The sequence below is a fragment of the Leeia sp. genome, from assembly GCF_041909055.1.
Taxonomy (GTDB): Bacteria; Pseudomonadota; Gammaproteobacteria; order Burkholderiales; family Leeiaceae; genus Leeia; species Leeia aquatica.
On the sequence record NZ_JAYREC010000005.1, the window covers coordinates 34318 to 55145 of the forward strand.

Consider the following 20828-nt stretch of genomic DNA (forward strand, 5'->3'; position numbering starts at 1 on the left):
CAAGGAGGTGCATGCTTCGAACTCATGCACAGCGATGCCGGGTGCCACATGCCTCAATCCGCAGCGATTATTCAGTGTGCTTGGTGGTTGAGGCGTAGCCACTCAGCAGAGGTCAACACGGTAGCGTACTCACCATGCAGGTTCGCCAAGGCCATGGCATGCACCTCCTGCGCAGTGCGCGGGACGCCGTCATGATCCTGCCCTTTGAACGCAAAGCAGGCATCCGCAATCACATAAGTCTTGAAACCCAGATTGCCACCACTGCGCGCGGTCGACTCCACCGAGTTATTGGTACTGACCCCGACAATCACGATACGGTCGATACCGCGTACATGCAGCCAGCGCTCCAAACCACTATGCACAAAAGCATCCGGCACATTCTTCTCCACCACATGCTCATGCGGCAAAGGCTGCAAAGCCGGCTGAAACTCCACCCCCGGCTGCCCCGGCCAGAATGGTGAACCCGGTGTACGCGAAATGTGCCGTACATGCACAATCGGCGCCCCACGCTGGCGCCACTCTGCCAGCAGCGCGGCAATCACCGCCTCCGCACCAGGGTTATTGCGCATATCAGGCGCAGGCCAGCTCATGCCCTGCTGCATGTCGATGATGATCAAAGCCGGAAAAGTAGACATGTTTGATTACTTTAAAACCCGTGAGCATCACCTTGTACACGACCATACGCCAGCATGGCAACCCTAGCCGGCCGCGAGTCTGCCCATTCAGCAAAGAAAAACTGGATCTCACAGGAGATGCCTGCAAAGCAAAACAGCCTGCATCGCTGCAGGCTGTTTTCAGGTACTGGTGGGCCCCCCGGGAGTCGAACCCGGCACCAACGGATTATGAGTCCGCTGCTCTAACCAGGCATGAGCTAGAGGCCCGCAGCCGGTGCGGGGCACCGGCTGGAAAGGGACGCCAGCTTACTGCGGGTTACCTTCGCCGTCAAGGAAGCTGCGCAGGCGTTCCGAGCGGGTCGGGTGGCGCAGTTTGCGCAGGGCTTTGGCTTCGATCTGGCGGATACGCTCGCGGGTGACATCAAACTGCTTGCCGACTTCTTCCAGCGTGTGGTCGGTGTTCATCTCGATGCCGAAGCGCATGCGGAGCACCTTGGCCTCACGCGGTGTGAGGGTGTCCAGCACTTCCTTGGTGGCGTCCTTCAGGCTGGCGTAGACCGCAGCCTCGACCGGCGCCATGGTGACGGCATCTTCAATGAAGTCGCCTAGGTGGGAGTCATCGTCGTCACCAATCGGGGTTTCCATGGAGATGGGCTCCTTGGAAATCTTCAGGATCTTGCGAATCTTCTCTTCCGGCATTTCCATGCGGGCGGCCAGTTCTTCCGGCGTCGGCTCCAGGCCGGTTTCCTGCAGGATTTGCCGCTGGATGCGGTTCATCTTGTTGATGGTTTCGATCATGTGCACCGGGATACGGATGGTACGGGCCTGATCAGCGATCGAGCGGGTAATGGCCTGACGGATCCACCAGGTGGCGTAGGTGGAGAACTTGTAGCCACGGCGGTATTCGAACTTGTCCACCGCCTTCATCAGACCGATGTTGCCTTCCTGAATCAGATCCAGGAATTGCAAACCACGGTTGGTGTACTTCTTGGCAATGGAGATCACCAGACGCAGGTTAGCCTCGATCATCTCGCGCTTGGCGCGGCGGGAGCGGGCTTCGCCGGTGGACATCTGGCGGTTGATCTCTTTCAGATCCTTGATCGGGATCAGCACCCGCTTTTGAATGTCGGACAGCTTGCCCTGGCGTTCAAAAATAGCGTGTTTGAAGCGGGACAGCGCATCACTGTGTGGCTTGCCTGCGCCGATTTCATCGTGCACCCACTGCGGGTTGTTTTCATTGCCGGGGAACAGCTTGATGAAGTGCGGGCGCGGCATTTGCGCTTTCAGCACCACGATGTCCTGAATCTCGCGCTCCTGATTGCGAATCTCGTCCACCAGTTTGCGCAGGCTGTCGCACAGTGCGTCCACCTGCTTGGCAGAGAAGCGGATCAGGGTAAGCTTTTCCGAGATGGCTTGCTGAGCAGTGACAAAGTCCGGCGAGCCAAAGCCACTCTTGCCCAGTGCCGCCACCATGCGGGCGTACTGCTCACGAATTTCGATGAAGTGGACCATGGCGTCGGCCTTCAGCTTTTCCAGGTCCACTCCTGGTGTGCTGTCTTCGCCACCCTCTTCGTCTTCTTCGTCTTCGTTCACGTCCACCGCGTCCGCCGCTTCTTGCATGGCGAGCTCGGCCAGCTCCTCATTGAGGGCTTCGGCATTGGGGTCTACCAGACCATCAATCAGCTCGTCGATGCGCATCTCATCCTTCTCGATGCGCTCGACCATTTCCAGGATGGTGCCCACGGTGGTGGGGCTGGCGGAGATGGCCTGCACCATGTGCTTGAGGCCTTCTTCGATCCGCTTGGCGATTTCGATTTCGCCTTCACGGGTCAGCAACTCCACCGTGCCCATTTCGCGCATGTACATGCGCACGGGGTCGGTGGTGCGGCCAAATTCGGAGTCGACCGAGGAGAGCGCCGCTTCGGCTTCTTCCACCACGTCGTCATCAGCCACGGTAGGCGTAGCATCCGACATCAGCATCTGCTCGGCATCCGGCGCTTCGTCCATCACCTGGATGCCCATGTCGTTGATCATGCTGATGATCTGTTCGATCTGCTCAGCATCGAGCATGTCTTCCGGAAGATGGTCGTTGATCTCGGCGTAGGTCAGGTAGCCCCGTTCCTTGCCCAGTACGATCAGGGTCTTGAGGCGCTGCCGGGACTGGTCATGGTCCTTCTTGCTGAACTCGGGCTTGTCCTGGCGAATTTCTTCGGTCATTGTGTGCGTATTCCCAATGGGGTGGACGGAAACGGGTCCGAAAACTGTTGATTTTACGACTTTTTCACTTCATTGGCTAGGCTTGCTGCCGTGCAGGCAGCATCAAGCGCAGGTACTCCTGCCGCTCTACCTCATCCAGACTCCCCAGGCCATCGGCCTGGATACGGGCATCCAGCTCCGCCTTGCGCTCAGCGCGCCAGCGGCTCTCCACCGCCAGCCAGATGCTGCGGCTGGCGGCCAGAAACTCCTGCTCACCCGCCTCACTGTACACATCCAGCGATGTCACCCAGTCGCGCTGCAGCCAGCGGGTCCATTGGGCTTGCCATTGCAGGGGCGCCTGACTCAACAGCGTATGGCTATCCAGCTCTTCCAGCTTAGGGGAGGCCGCCAGAAGGTCAAGCAAGGCGCGCCCGGCGGCTGGCCAGTCACAACGCTCAATGTGCACCGACTCTGGCAATGTCCGCCACAAGCCGGGGCGGCGCAACAGATACATCAACACCCGCTCTTCGTTGCTGGCGGGTGCGGTACGCGCGGGCTGTGGCGGCAATGCGTCCTGCTTTTGCCACGGTTTGCGTCCCTTCTGCCCACCCTGCTGCTGTGGGGACTCACGGCGAAACATGCCGGTGAACGTCTTCAATTCATCCCACAGCGCACTTTTTAAGGTGGGGGCGGCTATCTGATTCAACAAGGGCTTGGCCTCATGCCAGAAACGCGCTTTCGCCTCCGCATCGCCACGCGCCAGCTCGGTCCGTGCCGCCAGTTCACGCTGCAGGAAACGGGACAGCGGCTCGGCCTCGGCCTCCAGCTTCTGCTCAAAACCCGCCTTGCCAATCTGGCGCACCAGACTATCCGGGTCTTCGCCCTCGGGCAAAAACAGAAACTCCAGCCGGACCGCATCATTCAACTGCGGCAGCGCATTCTCCAGCGCCCGCCAGGCCGCCTTGCGTCCCGCGTTGTCGCCGTCAAAACAGAACACCAGCCGCTCGCTGTGGCGAAACAATTTATGCAGGTGGTCCGCCGTGGTCGAAGTTCCCAAGGTGGCCACCGCGTACTCCACGCCATACTGCGCCAGCGCCACCACGTCCATATAGCCTTCCACCACCAGCACCTTGCCTGCCTGCTTGATGGCCTGCCGGGCTTGATACAGGCCGTACAGCTCATGGCCTTTCTGGAACAGCGGCGTCTCTGGCGAGTTCAGATACTTGGGTTCACCCTTGCCCATCACGCGGCCACCAAAGCCGATGATCTGACCCTTGGCATTGTGAATGGGGAACATCACGCGGTCACGAAACCGGTCGTAGCGGCGGCCCTGTTCGTTATCAATCACCAGCCCACTCTCCACCAGTGCACTGCGGGTCGGGTAGTCGGCAAACACTTTGGCCAGGCCTTGCCAGTCATCCGGCGCATAGCCCAGGCCGAAGCGGGCGGCCACTTCCCCGGTGAGGCCACGCCCCTTCAGATAGGCAATGGCTTCCGGGCTCTGCTTGAGCTGTTGCCGAAAATGCTGGCTAGCCTGCTGCAGCACGTCAATCAAAGGCGATACCGTCGCCTTGAACTGCTGCGCCTGCTCCTCGCGCACATCCGGCACAGTCATGCCGTAGTCGGCTGCCAGTTGTTTCACCGCGTCAATGAAGCCCAGTCCTTGATACTCCATAACGAAGCGCAGCGCATCACCATGCGCGCCACAGCCAAAGCAGTGATAGAACTGCTTGCTGGGGCTAACCGTAAAGGAGGGAGACTTTTCCTGATGGAAGGGGCAGCAGGCCGAGTAGTTGATGCCGGTCTTCTTCAACGGCACGTAGCGGTCAACCACGCTGACAATGTCAGCCCGGGCCAGCAGGTCGTCAATGAAAGACTGCGGAATCACTCGCTTCCTCCATGCCGTGGTTACCTGAACCGGTCAGGCGGCCGTTGAAAAAGCAAACAGCCCGCGTCCCTTTACAGGGGTGCGGGCTGGTACAGCAGCTGCAGCGTATCAGCGTGGTGCGAGTGCCGCCTTCAAGCTCGCAGAAACCTGCGCCATGTCGGCACGACCGGCCAAGCGGGACTTCAGCAGTGGCATCACCTTGCCCATGTCCTGCGGGCCTGTGGCGCCAGCTTCTGCAATGGCAGCCATTACCGCCTCTTGCAGTTCCTCGGCGCTCAGGGCCTGTGGCATATAGGCAGTGAGGATCTCTACCTCTGCGCGCTCGGCATCAGCCAGATCAGTGCGCCCTGCGGCGTCAAATTGGCTGATACTGTCACGGCGCTGCTTCAGCATGCGGCTGATGACAGCGACGACATCTTCATCGCTCAGCTCAACCCGCTGGTCCACTTCTTTCTGCTTGATTTCGGATGACAGCAAGCGCAAGGTATCCAGACGGACTTTATCCTTGTTGCGCATGGCCTGCTTGATGTCATCCAGCACGCGTACCTTGAGGGACACGAGACAGCTCCTGCGGAAAAGCTCAGTACATCTTCGGCGGCAGGGTCTGGCTGCGCAGGCGCTTGTAATGGCGCTTGACGGCAGCAGCCAGCTTGCGCTTGCGCTCAGCAGTCGGCTTTTCGTAGAACTCACGTGCACGCAGCTCGGTCAGCAGACCGGTCTTTTCAACGGTGCGCTTGAAACGACGCATGGCTACTTCAAACGGCTCGTTTTCTTTGACGCGTACGTTAGGCATGGATAATCAACCTCGGATTCAAAAACAGGTTAGGGGTTAAGACGCGGGATTGTAGCAGACCTGCCAGTGAAACGAAAGCCTCATGTGCAGAAAAGTCAAGCCCACCTCATAAGGTGGGCTCTCCGTGCCAGGCGCTTACAGATAGTTGAACAGCGTCAAACCCTGGGTCTTCTGATAAGTCGTGCGCGCCACTTCCAGCAACTGGTTGGATTGCAGGTAGTCGCTGATGGTTTTGGCGTAATCAATATCGACCAGTTTGCTGTGCTCGGTCTGATATTGCAAGGCCAGGTCCTGCCCGGTGGCTACCGTGGTTTCAACCTCGTTCTCACGGGTACCCACCCCGCCAAAGACAATCCCCAGATTGTCCTGAGTAGTCTTGAGGTTATTCAGCGCGGTATCCAGGTTGGTCTGGTAGCCGGGAGCGCTGGCGCCGTTATACAAGGCATCATGCAAGGTCTTGATGGTGGCAAACAGATTGCCAAATACCGTATTACCCGCTTCGCTGACTTGAACCTCACGGGTTTCGCTGATCTGGACACGCCGCACGCCATCATCGCCTGCATAGGCCACCGTACCCACCGGGGTGGTAGATGCGGTTTCGTTGAACGGTTGCACGTTCCCTTGATAACCAGAAAACATGTAGAGGCCATCCGCATCGCGGGTATTGGCGATATTGAGCATCTCCCGAAAGCGGGCTTCCACTTCCGCCGCCAGGGCCTTGCGGTTGGCATCGGACAAGCCACCGTTGCCCGCCTTCACCGCCAGCTCGCGCAGGTTCTGGATGCCGTGCATCACGCCATTGAGCTGAGTCTCCATCAAGGCCAGAATGCTGTTGGCCCGCCCGCCGTTTTCGTTGAACTGCTGGGTACGCCCCAGCGCCTGCGACACATCCAGTGCGCGGGCCGCCGCGACCGGGTCATCCGAGGGCACCAGCACCCTCCGCCCCGTTCCCAGCTGTTGCTGCGCCTGCATCAGATCCAGCTGGCGTTGCTGAATGTTGCTGACACTCAGCTCCCGCATGGTCAAACTGCTCATACGCATGATCGGTTCTCCTGCTTGCTACTGGCTGCTTAACGCATCACACTGAAGATTTCTTCCAGCGTCTGCTTGGCAGTCAAAATCAATTTGCTTGCGGCCTGATAGGCTTGCTGATACTGAATCAAGCGGGCCGCTTCTTCATCCAGGTTCACTCCCGAGAAGGATTGCTGAACCTGCGTTACATTCTTCAGCAGCGTATCCTGCGCTTCCCCGGTCACCTTCAGCTCGCGTGACTTGTTGCCCATCAGGCTGACCAGCTGACCGTATGCCCCTTGCAAGGTCGTGGTGCCGCCATTGAGCAGATTGGTGGTGGCAATCTTACCCAGCAGTACCGCATTGCGACCATCGGACACCCCGCCGGTGTTGCGATCCAGATTGAAGGTGTCACCGTTGGCGGGAGTCCCGGTCACCGACATGGTGATGACATTGCCGGCGGCGGTCGTCACCGTCAGGGTATTGCCGCTGAGCGCAACAGTATCGGTACCCACCGAGGAAGTATACGCGCCAGCATTGAAGGTGAGCGTACGCATGGTGCCGCTGGCCGGAATGCCCGCGGTACTGCTATTGCTTTGCACTTCGAGCTTGGCGGTACCGGTATTCGCCAGGGCAGCCACCGTGCGCAAGGGCAAGGCTGCGGCCACCTTGGCTGGATCAGTTACCAGCGCTTTGAGCGAACTGGAGCCCGCAACCGTCGGCTGCAGATAAAATACATCACCCGCATTGGCAGGTGCACTGAAACTCAAGTTGACACCATCTACGGTCGCAGGCGACCCCGTAAACACCGTGTTGTCCGACAGGCGAGTGACGGAATACGCGCCAACCCCCGTAAAGGTGACCCGATAGTCGCTGGCAACCAACTGGCTGTAATTGCCGACCGTGGCACTCATCACCGCTGCAGAAGAATTATTGGTGCTCGAGAAAGTCACCGGTGACGCCACCGTGAAGAAGGCACCACCGAAATTACCCTGCAGGTCTTGCCCCAGCTGATGCTGCTGGTTGATGGCGTTGGCCAGTACCATGGCCTCGCGCCCCAGTTCACTGCGGGCAATCGACAGGCTTTCATCACGATAGGCAAACAGCGCGCCAATCCGCCCGCCACTCAGGCTGGCAGGCGGAATCAGCACGTCCACCGAACCATTGGTCGCAAAGATATCCAGCTTCTGCGGGTTTTCTGCCGAGCGCTGGGTTTTGAGGGCACTGGCATTCGGCCCAACCACCAGGCTCTGTCCGGTGCCGACAAAGACGTTGTAATTGCCTTCCGAATCGACTGACACCTGGGTACGGGCGATCTTGTTGAGGTCCGCGATCAGTTTCTCACGCTGGTCACGCAGGTCATTGGCTTGCAGCTTGCCGGCATTGCTCTCGGCGCTGATCACCCGCTTGTTGAGCTCGGCAATCTGCTTGGCCAGGGCATTGACCTCACTGATGGAGTCCTCAATCTGCCGGTTGGAGCCGATGTACAAGTCTTCCAGCCGCTTGTCCATGGTCTGGAAGCGGGCCACCATGCTTTGGGTTGAAGACAGCAACAACTGTCGTGCCGGCACGCTGGCCGGGTTGGCCGCCACTTCCTGCATGGTGCGGAAAAACTCTTGCTGCGCCGGGGCAAGGCCCGACTTGGCGTCCCCCAGCAGGTTATCCACCTGCTCCATGCCGCTGCGGTAAGTCGTCAGATAGCTGGCGACCCCTTCGACCTCCATCACCTGGCCATCGAGAAACTGGCTGTAGGCACGGCGAATATTCTCGACATAGGTCCCATTGCCGACAAAGCCCGCCCCGGTCAGGGTCGGGGTCTGCACCGACTGGAAGATCTCCTGCCGGTGGTAGCCCGCGCTGGAGGCATTGGCGATGTTATGGCCGGTCGTGCTCAACCCGAGCTGGGCTGCATTCAATGCCGACAAACCGATTCCGAATAGTTGCATGATGGTACTCCCACTGACTTTATATCGTCAGTCAAACACAAATCTTGAGCCGGTCAGCCGGCCAACTGGATCGCCCTCAGCCCAGGATGAGCAGCCACCCGTGCCAGCTTGCCCGCATAGTGCGGATCGGTCGCATAACCACCGCGCTGCAAAGCCTGTGCAAAACCAACGGCATCATTGCCCCGGTTCAACACCCCTTGATAACGCTCACTGCTGGCCAGCATTTTGGCGTAATCCTTGAACGCATCCGCATAGGAGTCATAGGCCCGGAATCGCTCCACCCGTTTTACGGCCTGTCCACCCACGTATTCGGTGGTGGTGGTTTCCGCCACCTTGCCCCGCCACTCCGGCCCCGCCTTGATACCGAACAGGTTAAAACTGTTACGACCTGCCGCATCCTTGATCTCGCGGCGACCCCAGCCACTCTCCAGTGCAGCATGGGCAGCGATCAGCATGGGGGATACACCCAGTTGACTGGCTGCCGATGTCAGGCCGTCACCCACCTGTTGCAGGAATCGGGCCACCCTGTCCTCTGCCTGGGCTGGACTGGCTGCGCGAACGGGTGCCACAGCGCCCGTCTGTGTAGCGGGAGCTGCTTTGCTCCCCTGCTCCACCGCATACTGGGCTGTGGGCAAACGACCGTGCCCGGCATACTGCGGCGCAAAGCGTCGCACTGCCCGCTCGGCAGGCATTGCCGCCGACAGCGTATCCGTCGGCAACATCTGCCGCAGCAACGCGTCCGCCAGGCCAAAACCCTTGCCCTTGGACATCTCCAGCGCCATCTGCTCATCCTGCATGCCTTGGAACAGCTTGCTGTCGCTACTGCTCCACAAATCGCTCTCCTGCACCGAGGCACGCATGCTTTTCAGCATCTGCTGCAGCATCAGCGCCTCAAACTGCTGGGCAGCGCCGCGCAAGGCCTCTTGCGCGCCTTGCCGTGCGTCACGGCGCAGGCCCGACAAGGCTTGCACATCGCTGGCCAGTGCCTGCGTCGGGTTGCGATGCGTGGATGAGAGAGTCAGTGTCATGATGCAGTCTGCCAAAGTAAGCACACCACATCATGCAGGAAGCGTGCCTGCCGGGTGCAGGCCGCTCAGTGATGGCAGATCAAGCCTGGGTCGGATGGTGCCGGTTATGCCGCAAGGAGGCCAGCAAGGAGAGGACGATGAAGCCAGCGCCAATCAGGCCGGTGACCACTTCCGAGATATGGTGAACTGTCCCCAGATACATGATGGCGGCCAGTGCACCAATGGCATAGAACGCCCCGTGCTCCAGATAGCGGAACTGGTCCAGCGTTCCTTTCTCGACAAACAGGATGGTCAGTGAGCGGACGAACATCGCCCCCACGCCCAGACCAATGGCGATAATGAAGATGTTGTTGGACAGGGCAAATGCGCCAATCACGCCATCAAAGCTGAAGCTGGCATCCAGCACTTCCAGATACAGGAAGGATGACAAGCCGGTACGGGCCAGCGCCACCGTATCCGCCACACCGTCATTCTCACCCTCCAGCAAGGCACTGAATCCGTCCACCACGATATAGGTCATCAAGCCAGCGAGGCTGGACAGCACAAAGGGCAAGCGCTCAGCCTGCGGCAGCCAGCCATTCATCAGATAGATAGCCAGCAAGCACAGAGCGATCTCGAACGCCTGCATGCGCCCAACCTTGGACAAGGGCGCTTCCAGCAAGCGTATCCAGTGAATGTCCTTCTCTTTGTCCAGAAAGAACTTGAGAAACACCATTAGCAGGAAAGTGCCCCCGAAGCCTGCGACCACCACATGGGCGGACGTCAAGGTAGCGGCATAAACAGCGGGCTGCTGTACCGCCATTTGCAACGCGCCCCACGGGCTGATGCCTGCCACCACCGCCACGATCAACACCGGGAAAATCACCCGCATGCCGAACACGGCAATCAACATGCCCCAGGTCATGAAACGCCGGCGCCAGACCGCATCCATGTCTTTCAGCACCGTGGCATTGACCACGGCATTGTCAAACGACAGTGATATCTCCAGCACGGAGAGAATCAGCACCACAAACATGGCGCGCGCGCCACCCAGACCGAAGGACTCCCCTAGCCACCAGGCCGCCGCCAGCCCCAGCAGCAAAAGGGACAAGGAACCTTTAAAGTAACGCAACAGGGTCTGCACGCCGTTTGGCCTTTCTGATCATGCAAAACGGCGCATTTTGCGCCGTTTTGAGTTAAATATCTTGAATTGCGGCGATGCTACCGCGCACCTAACCGGACAGCAAGCGTCATCAGATGATTTCCAGCTCCGCCCGCAACGCACCTGCGGCTTTCATCGCTTGCAGGATGGAGAGCAAATCCTGCGGCGTGGCCCCCACCGCATTCAAGGCCTTCACCACGTCAGACAGGCGCGTAGAGCGCGGCAAGTTGACCAGCTGGCCTTTGTCCGAATTGATGGATACCGTCGAATTGGCATTCGGCGTGGTCTGTCCGCCGGACAATGCTCCCGGCTGGCTGACGCTGTTATCGGTACCGATCACCACACTGAGGTTGCCATGCGCGACGGCGCAGTTTTCGACGGTTACCATCTGGTTCATCACGATCGAGCCCGTGCGCGCATTCACAATCACTCGCGGCGCCGCTGCCGCCGGTGCCACCGAGAGATTCTCGATCTGCGAGAGGAAAGCCACCCGGCGGCTGGAATCACTCGGTGCGCGCACCTGGATTTGCCGACCATCCACCGCCCGCGCAGTACCCGCACCGATATTGCGGTTAATGGCATCCACCACCCGATCTGCCGTGGTGAAATCGGTACTGGTCAATTCGAGATTGATGTACTCACCTTGCCCCAGTGGGGTCGGCACCTGCCGCTCCACCGTCGCACCAGATGGAATCCGCCCAGCGTTCAGCTGGTTGACCTGGGCACTGCTGCCATTGGCCGAGGCCCCCGCACCACCCAGCAGGATATTGCCCTGCGCCATGGCGTAGACCTGCCCGTCCGCCCCTTTGAGCGGGCTCAGCAGCAGGGTACCGCCACGCAGACTTTTGGAGCTGCCCATCGCCGAAACGGTGACATCAATCAATTGGCCTGGCTTAGCAAAGGCAGGCAGGGTAGCGGTCAAACTCACCGGTGCGGCATTTTTTGCCGACAGATTGGTGCCGGGCGGCAATTGCACACCCAACTGACTCAGCATGGCGACCAGACTTTGTGAGGTCAGCGTCGAACTGTCGCCGGAGCCATCCAGCCCCACCACCACACCGTAACCCACCAGCTGGTTGGGCCGCACGCCGGCCACCGTCGCCAGATCCTTGATACGGTCAGCCTGGGCTGCGCTCATCAGCAGCACGCCCAGCAATAGCCACCAGCGTTTCATGCTCATATGCCGCTACTCCTTCAGAACGGCAGGAAGGACAGGAAGAAGCGTGACAACCAGCCCATCGCCTGCGCCGAATCGACCTGCCCATCACCACGCTGCTCGATCCGGGCATCCGCCATCTTGGTCGAGGATATGGTGTTGCCTACCTTGATGTCACGCGGGTCAATCACCCCGGAGAGACGGACAAACGTGGTGTCGTAATTGCTGGCGATCTGCTTCTCGCCTGCCACCACCAGATTGCCGTTGTTCAGCACGTCCACCACCGTCACCGTGATGCTGCCGCTGAAGGTGTTGTTATTGCTGCTGTCACCCTTGCCGGCAAAATCACTGGTGGTATTGCCCGTCGCGCTCACTGAAGACACATCCTTCAGAATGTCACCCGCCTTGCGCAGCACCCCACCCACCACCGGTACTTTGGAGAAGGTCGGCAAGGTCAGGCTGGGTGCCGTTGCCGTCAGCTTGTCTGAGGTGGTGATCTTGGTTTCTGCCTTGTTGGTCGTGGCCAGCTTTTCTTCAATCTGAATGGTCAGGGTATCGCCAATGTGGCGGGCAATCCGGTCTTCAAACAGATTCAGTCGCGCATTGCTGGCCTGATAGATGGCACCATTATTGGCGGGTACCACTTCCTGCTTGGGCGGACGCACAGTCAACGGCCCTTCGACAATGGACTTCGGTGTGTTGCTGCACGCGGTGAGCAACAACAACAGACTAGCGGCGCACAGGGATTTCATCATCACCTTCTCCATTACAGCTGGGTCAAGCGTTGCAGCATCTGATCCGATGCCGTTACCGCCTTGGAGTTCAGTTCAAAGGCACGCTGTGCCTGAATCATGCTGACCAATTCTTCGGCCACGTTGACGTTGGAGACTTCCACATATTTCTGCGTCAGCACCCCCAGCCCGTTGGTGCCCGGCGTGTTCACCACTGGTGCGCCGCTGGAAGCGGTTTCCAGATACAAGTTCTCCCCCATGCTCTGCAAGCCTGCGGGATTGATGAAATTGGCGGTCTGAATGGTGCCGATCTGAGTCGGGGTGGTAGAGGCTGGCAGCAGTACGCTGACAACACCATCCTTGCCGATCGTCAGGTCCAGCGCATTGTCCGGAATGGTGATGCTGGGTTGCAAAGGGTAACCACTGCTGGTCACCACTTCTCCGGTACTGCTCTTCTGGAACGCCCCATCGCGGGTGTAGGCAGTCGTGCCATCCGGCAGCAGGATCTGAAAGAAACCACTGCCATTGATGGCAATATCCAGTCCGTTCTCAGTGCGTTGCAGGCTGCCTTGAGTGAAGATGCGCTCGGTAGCAATCGCCCGTGCGCCGGTGCCGACCTGTAGCCCGCTGGGAATCTGGTTTTGCTGAGTAGAGCTGGCACCCGGCTGCCGCAGGGTCTGATACAGCAGGTCCTCAAACAGTGGGCGCTGCCGCTTGTAACCATTGGTACTGACGTTGGCCAGGTTGTTGGAGATGGTGTCAATATTGGTCTGCTGGGTATCCAGACCGGTTTTGGCTATCCACAGGGAGCGAATCATCTAGGTCTTCCTCAGCCGTTCAGCGACAGGACTTGTGCCGTTTGCCGTGCATTCTGGTCAGCGGTTTGCATCATCTTGACTTGCAGGTCGAACTGGCGAGACTGGGTAATCAGTTCCACCATGGCTTGCGCCGCATTCACATTGCTGGATTCCAGCGCATTGCCCGCCACCAGCACAGTAGGGTCGGCCTCAGCAGGCTGACCCGACTTGAGCCGAAACAGGCCATCATCGCTGCGTACCAGCTCCTTTTCATCCGGGTTCACCAGTTTGAGCCGTCCCAGAATGGTGACCCGGGTCACCCCATTACCATCTGGTACAGTCGACACCGTGCCATCACGGCCGATGGTGACGCGGGTATTGGCGGGAATCTGAATCGGCCCGCCATCGCCCAACACCGGCATGCCATTGGGGGCTTTCAGCGTCCCTTCCGCATCGGCCTCGAAAGCGCCGTTGCGCATATAGCCTTCGCTGCCGTCACTGGCTTGCACCGCAAACCAGCCCTTGCCCTGGATGGCGATGTCCAGGTCGCGTCCGGTGGCTTGCAGGGAACCTGGCGCAAAGTCACTGCCCACGGTGGCATCGACGGCGTAGGTGCGGGTGGGTGCGCCGGGGCCGTACACCCACAGCGCCCGAAACGCATGGGTTTCGGCCTTGTAACCCTGGGTATTGACGTTGGCCAGATTGTGGGTGGTGGCCGACTGCTTCAGCAGCGCATGCTGCGCACCGGTCATCGAGACATACAGCAGTCGGTCCATACCCTCTCAGCCTTTCAATGCTTAGCGCAGGTTAACCAGCGTCTGCAGCACCTGATCCTGCGTCTTGATGGTCTGCGCATTGGCCTGATACACCCGCTGAGCGGTAATCATGTTCACCAGCTCTTCGGTCAGATCCACCTTGGACTCTTCCACCGCTGACGATTGCAGCACGCCGAGGCTGGAGCTGCCGGGCGCCCCCACCAGTGGCCCGCCCGAGGTCGGGGTTTCGGTCCACTCGTTACCACCACGCGGCTGCAGGCCTTGCGGGTTGGAGAAGTTGGCCAGCACGATCTGCGCCATATTGCGCGACTGGCCGTTGGTGTAGCGCCCCAGTACCGTGCCGTCCGGCGAGATCGAAATGCCATTCAGGCGACCGGATGAGTACCCATCCTGCGTTTGCTTGTTGACGCTGAACACACTGCCAAACTGGGTGAAGGTGCTCACCTGCATGGTCATATTCTGCGTCGCAGCACCCCAGCTGGTGGTCAAGGCACCCGGAATATTGATCGGGATCGGTGTACTGATGGGTTGCGTACCGGCACCTGCATCCCAGCCAGTAATCGTGCCGTTGGTACCATAGGTCAGGCGTGCAGCTTGTGCGGGCGAGCCAAAAGTCCCTACCGGAACAGCCGTACCATCCACCGTCACATACATATTCCAGTTGTTGGCAGAAGCTTTCTGGAAATACACCGCCTGGGTGTGCGGATTACCCAGACTGTCATAAATGGTTTGCGAAGTACTGCGATTGAAGGTGGTGCCATCGGCCGAATTGAACGGCACACTGATCACCGCCTCGCGGGAGTCCAGGTTAATCCCCCACGTTTGCGCTGCAGTCTGCTTGGGCAGCAAATCGGTGGTATTGATCTGGATGTCGACCGGCGCCGAGCTGATGATGTTGCCATTGGCATCTGCCGGGTAGCCGGTCAGGCGACGACCCTGGTCATTCACCACGTAGCCGGTTTTATCGACCTGGAACTGGCCGTTGCGGCTGTAGGAAATTGCACCATTGTTGGAGAGGCGGAAGAAGCCTTGGCCGTTGATGGCCACATCCAGCGGGTTGTTGGTCACGCTGATATTGCCCTGCAGGAACTGCTGCATCACTGAGCCCACGGCCGAGCCAATACCAATATTACTGGTACCACTGCCCGAGAGGCTGGCGGCAAACACGTCCGCCATCTGGGTGCGGAAGGGCTTGAAGCCTACCACACTGGCGTTGGCCACATTGTTACCGATCACATCCAGGCTCTTGCTGGAAGTATTCAGTCCGGAAAGACCTTGTTGGAATCCCATGATTATCTCCGCTTACATGATCTGCCGGATGTCGCCCAGCCCGATTTGCCCTACACCGGTCACCTTGGCCATGATGCCATTGGCGCCAAAGGTCACACTCTCAATCTTGCCGACGGTCAGGGCGGCGGTTTCCACTTTCTTGCCAGCGACAGTGGCTTCAATCTCGAACTTGTACTCGCCATCTGCTGCCGTACCACCACCATCCTTGGCACCGTCCCAGCTGAAGTTGATCACCCCGGCCTTTTGAGCGCCCAGATTCACTTCCTGCATCACGTTGCCGTTTTTGTCCTTGATGGTGACTTTGACCTTGTCTGCATCCTGAGCAAGTTCCATGCCTGCATTGGCCTTGCCACTGGCCAGATTCAGGGTATTGCCATCAGTGAGCACCGAACGCCCCACCAGGGTCGCTGCCTGGAAAGACTGCGCGGCGGCAAATGAGGCCGCCATATTGCTGATGGCGGTATTGAGCTTCTCAATGCCGGTCACCGTACTGATCTGCGCCATCTGGCTGGTGGTCGCCGCATTGTCCAGCGGATTGAGCGGGTCCTGATTGCGCAGCTGGGTCACCAGCAACTTGAGGAAGCGATCCTCAATCCCGGCCGAACCCTTCTTGCTTGCCTGCACGCTATTATTAAACTCAGCAAACGGGTTGTTGTTGCTGCCATCCACGGTGCCTACGGTTGCCATCGCACGTACTCCTTACTGTCCCAGTGCCAGAGTCCTGAGCATCAGGGTCTTGGCGGTATTCATCATGTCGGCATTGGTCTGATAAGACCGGGAGGCGGAAATCATGTTGGCCATTTCTTCCACCACGCTCACATTAGGCATCTGCACATAGCCCTTTTCGTCGGCCAGCGGGTTATCCGGTGCGTACAGCATGCGTGGCGGCGACGGGTCTTCCACAATCTGGCTGACACGCACCCCTTGTGCCGGGCCATTCAGGCCATTGACCGGTGTCGCCTGAAACACCACCTGCCGCGCCTTGTAGGGCTGTCCGGTCGAGCTGGTGGCCGAATCCACGTTGGCGAGATTACTGGCCACCACATTGAGCCGCATCGACTGGGCTGTCATGGCAGAACCGGCAATCTGAAACACTCCCATGATGGACATGTCAGCGAATCCTTCTTAGTTGTTCGACAGTGCTTGCTGCAAGGTTCTGATGCGGCCTGTGGTGAAGGTCAGCAGCGCCTGATAGTGCAGCCCATTCTCCGAGAAGCGTGCCATTTCCTCTTCCGCATCCACCGTGTTGCCGTCAATGGCGGGCTGGGTCGGGTTGCGGTATTTGACGTCGGCGTCCAAAAAGCCGGCTTGCGCCCCGTCCAGATGACGGCTGTGAGTAAGGTGCATGTGCGCACCATGCTGCGTTCCTGCCAGCGCGTTTTGCAGCGCCTGGCGGAAATCCACATCAACTGCTTTGTAATTGGGGGTGTCCGCGTTGGCCAGATTGGCACCCAGCAGCTCCTGCCGCGAGGCGCGTGCCTTGAGCGCGGTTTGCAGAAAATTGAAGTGTTTGTCGAGGTTCTGGATCATGGCGGGCTCCTTGCCATAACCTCTAGCAGAAAGTGTGCCACCCAATGACCACGGCCTCAGCAGCGCGGGGCGGCGGCAGCCGCGGTACTCGGGCGGCAACGCTTGCCGCCCATGGAAGCTCAGTCTGCCGCTTCGACCCGGTTCTTGCCGCTCACCTTGGCGCGATACATCGCTGCATCCGCACGCGCCAGCACATCCTGCTGGCTTTCGTCTTCCTGGTACTCAGCCACACCGCAGCTGAAGGTAATCAGCACACGCTCATTGCGGTGCAGGTAAAAACGTCGCGTCAGCTCACGTTGCACCCGCTGCATGACCTGAATCGCTTCTGCCATTCCCGTACCGGGCAGCAATACTACAAACTCCTCACCACCATAGCGTGCGATGTAATCGGTAGGCCGCAACACATCCTTGACCACCGCCGACAGGTGGGTCAGCGCTTCATCGCCCGCCTGATGCCCCAGGCTGTCGTTCAACTTTTTGAAGTTATCGATATCCAGCAACGCCACTGACAACGCACCCTGCTCACGTCGCACGCGCGCCAGCTCTGTTGCCATGGCCTCCTCCAGTCCACGCCGGTTGAGGGTACCGGTCAGCTGATCGGTCTTCACTTGCGCTGAAATGGCCTCAATCTCGCGCTCCAGCTCACTGATGCGGCTCTCAGCAGCTTCGGCCTCCTGCCGCGCCAGCCGCATGTCGTCACGCGAGCGCAGCATGTCCACCTGCATGTGGCGGGTGTCTTCCATCAAATTGTCCAAGATGATGCTGAGCTGGGTGACATCATCCGTTTTTTGGATCTGGCTGGAGTAGGACACGATCTTGTCGTGATAGCCACCCGTGCTTTCCGCAATCACTCCCAAGCGGTCAATAAAGGTGGTGATCATGTGCTTGAAGGTCAGCTTGGCTTCAGTCAGGCTTTGCTTGAGGTGGCCCTGCTTGAAAATCAGCTCCGAAAGGCGTTGCTCCATCTCATACAGATAGCGGCTATCCAGCGGCTGATCAATCACCGCCTTGATCACTTCCACCTGACCCTGCATCCAGCCATCATCCGCCATCAGCTCGCCGATATTGCTGACCAGCAAACGCAGCAAGCGCTGCAAGCCCAGCATCAGGGTTTGATCCGACTCGTTGCGCAGCTCCAACTTGATCCAGAATTTCTTGGCTTGCACCGAAAAAGCCTGCAACGCCCGGCTGTCGGCCACTTCCCGCAGGCGAACATTGAGGGCACTGGCCTCTTCCAGCAAATCCGGTGCGTGCTGCAAGCGCGCGACGACGCCATACTCGAGCGTGCTGGCCAGCAAGTCCCGCCATGCCTGGAACACTTCACCATCCACATTGTCGCCGTTACGCTCCTCCGCAGCGCTGCGGCCATCGGCATCCAGCTCTCCACTGAGTACGGTGTCAGCATCAGGCGGCAGGTTGTCACGCCAGCCACGTATCAACCCTGCCAACTTCTCGTTCAGCTGTACCGGGTTGCCGCCAAAATTGATCACCACCCGCTCCAGCGCTTCCTTCTTGCGGGCGGGCGTCCAGCTCACCTGTCGCAACTCCCATTGCCGGACCAGCTCACGCACCACCTCACCCCATGGCTGGCTCAGCTCCCCGGCATCAGCACTGCCGCCAGACAGCAATTCCAGCACGACCCTGGACCAGCTGTTCCAGTCTTCCGCCTTGAGGGCGTCATCCAGCTGCTTTTGCAGGCGCTGCAACTCCACACGCGGTCGTCCGCCTTGGGGCAAAGCATCCGTCAGCAACTGGATAACAGGATGGGCGGTCTCCAGTGTATCGCCCGAGATCTGGGCATAGGCCTTACGGTAATTATCCGGCGTGGGCAGCTGGCGGCTCATGGCCAACTGTTTCAGGGTCTCGCGGGCGATTTCGGTCGGATTGGTCAGCGGCATGCCGGCACCTGTCATGACCCGGCCGACCACAAGTCGTCCGGTGCAGAAGAAGTCACAGGATCAGTAGCCACCAGCATGGTGGCCCTACCCTGCCATTGTAGGAAGGTGGCGAACAAACAGCCAGCGGGAAATACCGGTATGCTCAGTGTGGCACGACAGGCGTGTTATCCGCCGGGGAGGACACCGGTGCTGTCGTGGTATTGGTGGTATCGAGCACCTGGATGAACAGCTCATCCTGCTTAACCATGCCCAGCTCATTACGGGCACGTTCTTCGATGGCATCAAAGCCCTGTTTGAGGTCGAGCACTTCGGCTTCCAGCGCCATATTGCGGCGCAGTAAGGCCGCATTATGTGCCTGCGCCTTTTCCAGCTCGGCCTCTTGCTTCCAGACCATCAGCCAGCCGCCCTTGCCCAGCCACAGGGGCTGCTGCAAGGCAACGATCAGAACGGCCAAGGCCAGGCTCAGGACACGCAGGAACATGCTTAAAACTTCATCAATCGATTTGCGCCGGACTTTAACACATGCCGTCACGCACTGTCATGCCTTTCGCATCAACGCGTGGGGCTCGAGAAATGCAACAGACAAGTCCTGCCTGCCAACCGGGCCGCCACAGCCCAGCGTGCACCTCTAAACACAGCGCGATTCTCCCCGATCCATTTAAATGCCATAAGCATTAATCATACATTCAGCTCCATGAAAAACGCCACCCGAAGGTGGCGCATTTCATGGAGCCGTGTGGCTTCAGGCGATGTGATAGAACGCATCGCGACCAGCATAGCGAGCCATATCGCCCAGCTCTTCTTCGATGCGCAGCAGCTGATTGTACTTGGCCATGCGGTCCGAGCGGGACAAGGAGCCGGTCTTGATCTGCATGGCGTTGGTGGCCACTGCCAGATCAGCAATGGTGCTGTCCTCGGTCTCACCGGAGCGGTGCGACACCACCGAGGTGTAATTGGACCGCTTGGCCAGTTCGATGGCCTGCAGGGTTTCCGACAGGGTACCGATCTGATTGACCTTGATCAGGATGGAGTTGGCAATGCCCTGGTTGATCCCCTCTTGCAGGATCTTCGGATTGGTCACGAATACATCGTCACCCACCAGCTGCACATTGTCGCCCAGACGCTCGGTCAGCAGCGCCCAACCATCCCAGTCGTGCTCAGACATGCCATCTTCGATACTGATGATCGGATACTTGTCCACCAGCGAGGCCAGGTAATCCACCATTTGCGGGGTGGTCAGCTTCAGGCCATTGCCTTCCATATCGTACATGCCATCCTTGTAGAACTCGGAGGCCGCACAATCCAGCGCCAGCATCACATCTTCGCCTGCGGTGTACCCGGCATTGGAAATCGCCGTCAGAATCAGCTCGATGGCTTCTTCGTGGCTGTTCAGGTTAGGTGCAAAACCGCCTTCATCACCCACGGCGGTGGACATACCCTTGTCGCCAATCAGCTTCTTCAGTGCGTGGAACACTTCAGCGCCACAACGCAGCGCCTCGCGGAAGGTCGGGCGACCCAGCGGAACAATCATGAACTCCTGGAAGTCGATATTGTTGTTGGCGTGCGCGCCACCGTTGATCACGTTCATCATCGGCACCGGCAGGGTCATGGTCCCGGCACCGCCCAGATAGCGGTACAGCGGCAGACCAGCCTCTTCGGCTGCAGCACGGGCCACGGCCATCGACACCGCCAACATGGCGTTGGCGCCCAGACGACCCTTCATTTCGGTGCCATCCAGCTCCAGCAGGGTGCGGTCGATAAAGCTTTGTTCCGAAGCGTCCAGACCAATGATGGCTTCGCAGATTTCGGTGTTGACGTGCTCTACCGCCTTCAGCACGCCCTTGCCCAGATAGCGGGATTTGTCGCCATCGCGCAGCTCCAGCGCTTCCTTCTCACCGGTGGAGGCTCCACTCGGCACGGCGGCACGGCCCATGACACCGCTTTCCAGCAAGACATCGGCTTCCACGGTCGGATTGCCGCGAGAATCCAGAATTTCGCGTGCGACCACATCAACAATCGAACTCATGAGTTAG

The 20828-nt window shown here is 59.2% G+C and carries 20 protein-coding genes and 1 tRNA gene; all 21 read right to left on the reverse strand.

The features are described 5' to 3' along the window. Window positions 1-71 precede the first annotated feature (71 nt). The gene (locus ACE3O2_RS13040) at window positions 72-635 is read right to left on the reverse strand and encodes a cysteine hydrolase family protein (RefSeq protein WP_374338174.1); all 564 of its coding nucleotides are present in this window, start codon (window positions 633-635) and stop codon (window positions 72-74) included. 167 nt (window positions 636-802) lie between these two features. Further along, window positions 803-881, reverse strand: a tRNA-Ile gene (locus ACE3O2_RS13045). 39 nt (window positions 882-920) lie between these two features. After that, window positions 921-2831: an RNA polymerase sigma factor RpoD gene (gene rpoD, locus ACE3O2_RS13050; RefSeq protein WP_374338176.1), complete on the reverse strand. Its 1911-nt coding sequence runs from the start codon at window positions 2829-2831 to the stop codon at window positions 921-923. A 76-nt stretch (window positions 2832-2907) separates the two neighbouring features. Then, a complete protein-coding gene (gene dnaG, locus ACE3O2_RS13055; RefSeq protein ID WP_374338178.1) occupies window positions 2908-4698 on the reverse strand; it encodes a DNA primase in 1791 nt (596 codons plus the stop codon). 108 nt (window positions 4699-4806) lie between these two features. Then, a complete protein-coding gene (locus tag ACE3O2_RS13060; protein ID WP_374338180.1) occupies window positions 4807-5256 on the reverse strand; it encodes a GatB/YqeY domain-containing protein in 450 nt (149 codons plus the stop codon). Between the two features lie 22 nt (window positions 5257-5278). Beyond that, window positions 5279-5491 carry a 30S ribosomal protein S21 gene (gene rpsU, locus ACE3O2_RS13065; RefSeq protein ID WP_168877443.1) on the reverse strand — a complete coding sequence of 71 codons (213 nt, stop codon included), beginning with the start codon at window positions 5489-5491 and terminating at the stop codon, window positions 5279-5281. 135 nt (window positions 5492-5626) lie between these two features. Next, window positions 5627-6532, reverse strand: coding sequence for a flagellar hook-associated protein FlgL (flgL, locus tag ACE3O2_RS13070; protein WP_374338182.1), 906 nt, complete (start codon window positions 6530-6532; stop codon window positions 5627-5629). 29 nt (window positions 6533-6561) lie between these two features. Next, the gene (flgK, locus tag ACE3O2_RS13075) at window positions 6562-8448 is read right to left on the reverse strand and encodes a flagellar hook-associated protein FlgK (RefSeq protein ID WP_374338184.1); all 1887 of its coding nucleotides are present in this window, start codon (window positions 8446-8448) and stop codon (window positions 6562-6564) included. Between the two features lie 53 nt (window positions 8449-8501). Further along, window positions 8502-9476, reverse strand: coding sequence for a flagellar assembly peptidoglycan hydrolase FlgJ (gene flgJ, locus ACE3O2_RS13080; protein ID WP_374338186.1), 975 nt, complete (start codon window positions 9474-9476; stop codon window positions 8502-8504). A 79-nt stretch (window positions 9477-9555) separates the two neighbouring features. Next, window positions 9556-10599, reverse strand: coding sequence for a DUF475 domain-containing protein (locus ACE3O2_RS13085; RefSeq protein WP_374338188.1), 1044 nt, complete (start codon window positions 10597-10599; stop codon window positions 9556-9558). Window positions 10600-10708: 109 nt separating this feature from the next. Beyond that, on the reverse strand, window positions 10709-11797 hold the full coding sequence (locus tag ACE3O2_RS13090; protein WP_374338190.1) for a flagellar basal body P-ring protein FlgI: 1089 nt from the start codon (window positions 11795-11797) through the stop codon (window positions 10709-10711). Window positions 11798-11811: 14 nt separating this feature from the next. Further along, window positions 11812-12528 carry a flagellar basal body L-ring protein FlgH gene (locus ACE3O2_RS13095; RefSeq protein ID WP_374338192.1) on the reverse strand — a complete coding sequence of 239 codons (717 nt, stop codon included), beginning with the start codon at window positions 12526-12528 and terminating at the stop codon, window positions 11812-11814. An 11-nt stretch (window positions 12529-12539) separates the two neighbouring features. Continuing rightward, the gene (gene flgG / locus ACE3O2_RS13100) at window positions 12540-13322 is read right to left on the reverse strand and encodes a flagellar basal-body rod protein FlgG (protein WP_168877448.1); all 783 of its coding nucleotides are present in this window, start codon (window positions 13320-13322) and stop codon (window positions 12540-12542) included. 11 nt (window positions 13323-13333) lie between these two features. Beyond that, the gene (gene flgF, locus ACE3O2_RS13105; RefSeq protein ID WP_374338194.1) at window positions 13334-14077 is read right to left on the reverse strand and encodes a flagellar basal-body rod protein FlgF; all 744 of its coding nucleotides are present in this window, start codon (window positions 14075-14077) and stop codon (window positions 13334-13336) included. 21 nt (window positions 14078-14098) lie between these two features. Next, window positions 14099-15367 (reverse strand): flagellar hook protein FlgE, encoded by a 1269-nt coding sequence (flgE, locus tag ACE3O2_RS13110; protein ID WP_168877450.1) that lies wholly within the window; start codon window positions 15365-15367, stop codon window positions 14099-14101. A gap of 12 nt (window positions 15368-15379) precedes the next feature. Next, entirely contained in the window at window positions 15380-16054 is a 675-nt protein-coding gene (locus ACE3O2_RS13115; RefSeq protein ID WP_168877451.1) for a flagellar hook assembly protein FlgD, read from the reverse strand. Window positions 16055-16066: 12 nt separating this feature from the next. Continuing rightward, window positions 16067-16477: a flagellar basal body rod protein FlgC gene (gene flgC / locus ACE3O2_RS13120; protein WP_168877452.1), complete on the reverse strand. Its 411-nt coding sequence runs from the start codon at window positions 16475-16477 to the stop codon at window positions 16067-16069. A 15-nt stretch (window positions 16478-16492) separates the two neighbouring features. After that, window positions 16493-16897 carry a flagellar basal body rod protein FlgB gene (flgB, locus tag ACE3O2_RS13125; RefSeq protein WP_374338197.1) on the reverse strand — a complete coding sequence of 135 codons (405 nt, stop codon included), beginning with the start codon at window positions 16895-16897 and terminating at the stop codon, window positions 16493-16495. A 119-nt stretch (window positions 16898-17016) separates the two neighbouring features. Continuing rightward, window positions 17017-18795, reverse strand: a complete 1779-nt coding sequence (locus tag ACE3O2_RS13130; protein WP_374338199.1) for a GGDEF domain-containing protein — start codon at window positions 18793-18795, stop codon at window positions 17017-17019. Between the two features lie 142 nt (window positions 18796-18937). Further along, window positions 18938-19276 (reverse strand): cell division protein FtsB, encoded by a 339-nt coding sequence (gene ftsB / locus ACE3O2_RS13135; RefSeq protein ID WP_374338201.1) that lies wholly within the window; start codon window positions 19274-19276, stop codon window positions 18938-18940. 261 nt (window positions 19277-19537) lie between these two features. Next, window positions 19538-20821 (reverse strand): phosphopyruvate hydratase, encoded by a 1284-nt coding sequence (eno, locus tag ACE3O2_RS13140; protein WP_374338203.1) that lies wholly within the window; start codon window positions 20819-20821, stop codon window positions 19538-19540. Between the last annotated feature and the right edge of the window lie 7 nt (window positions 20822-20828).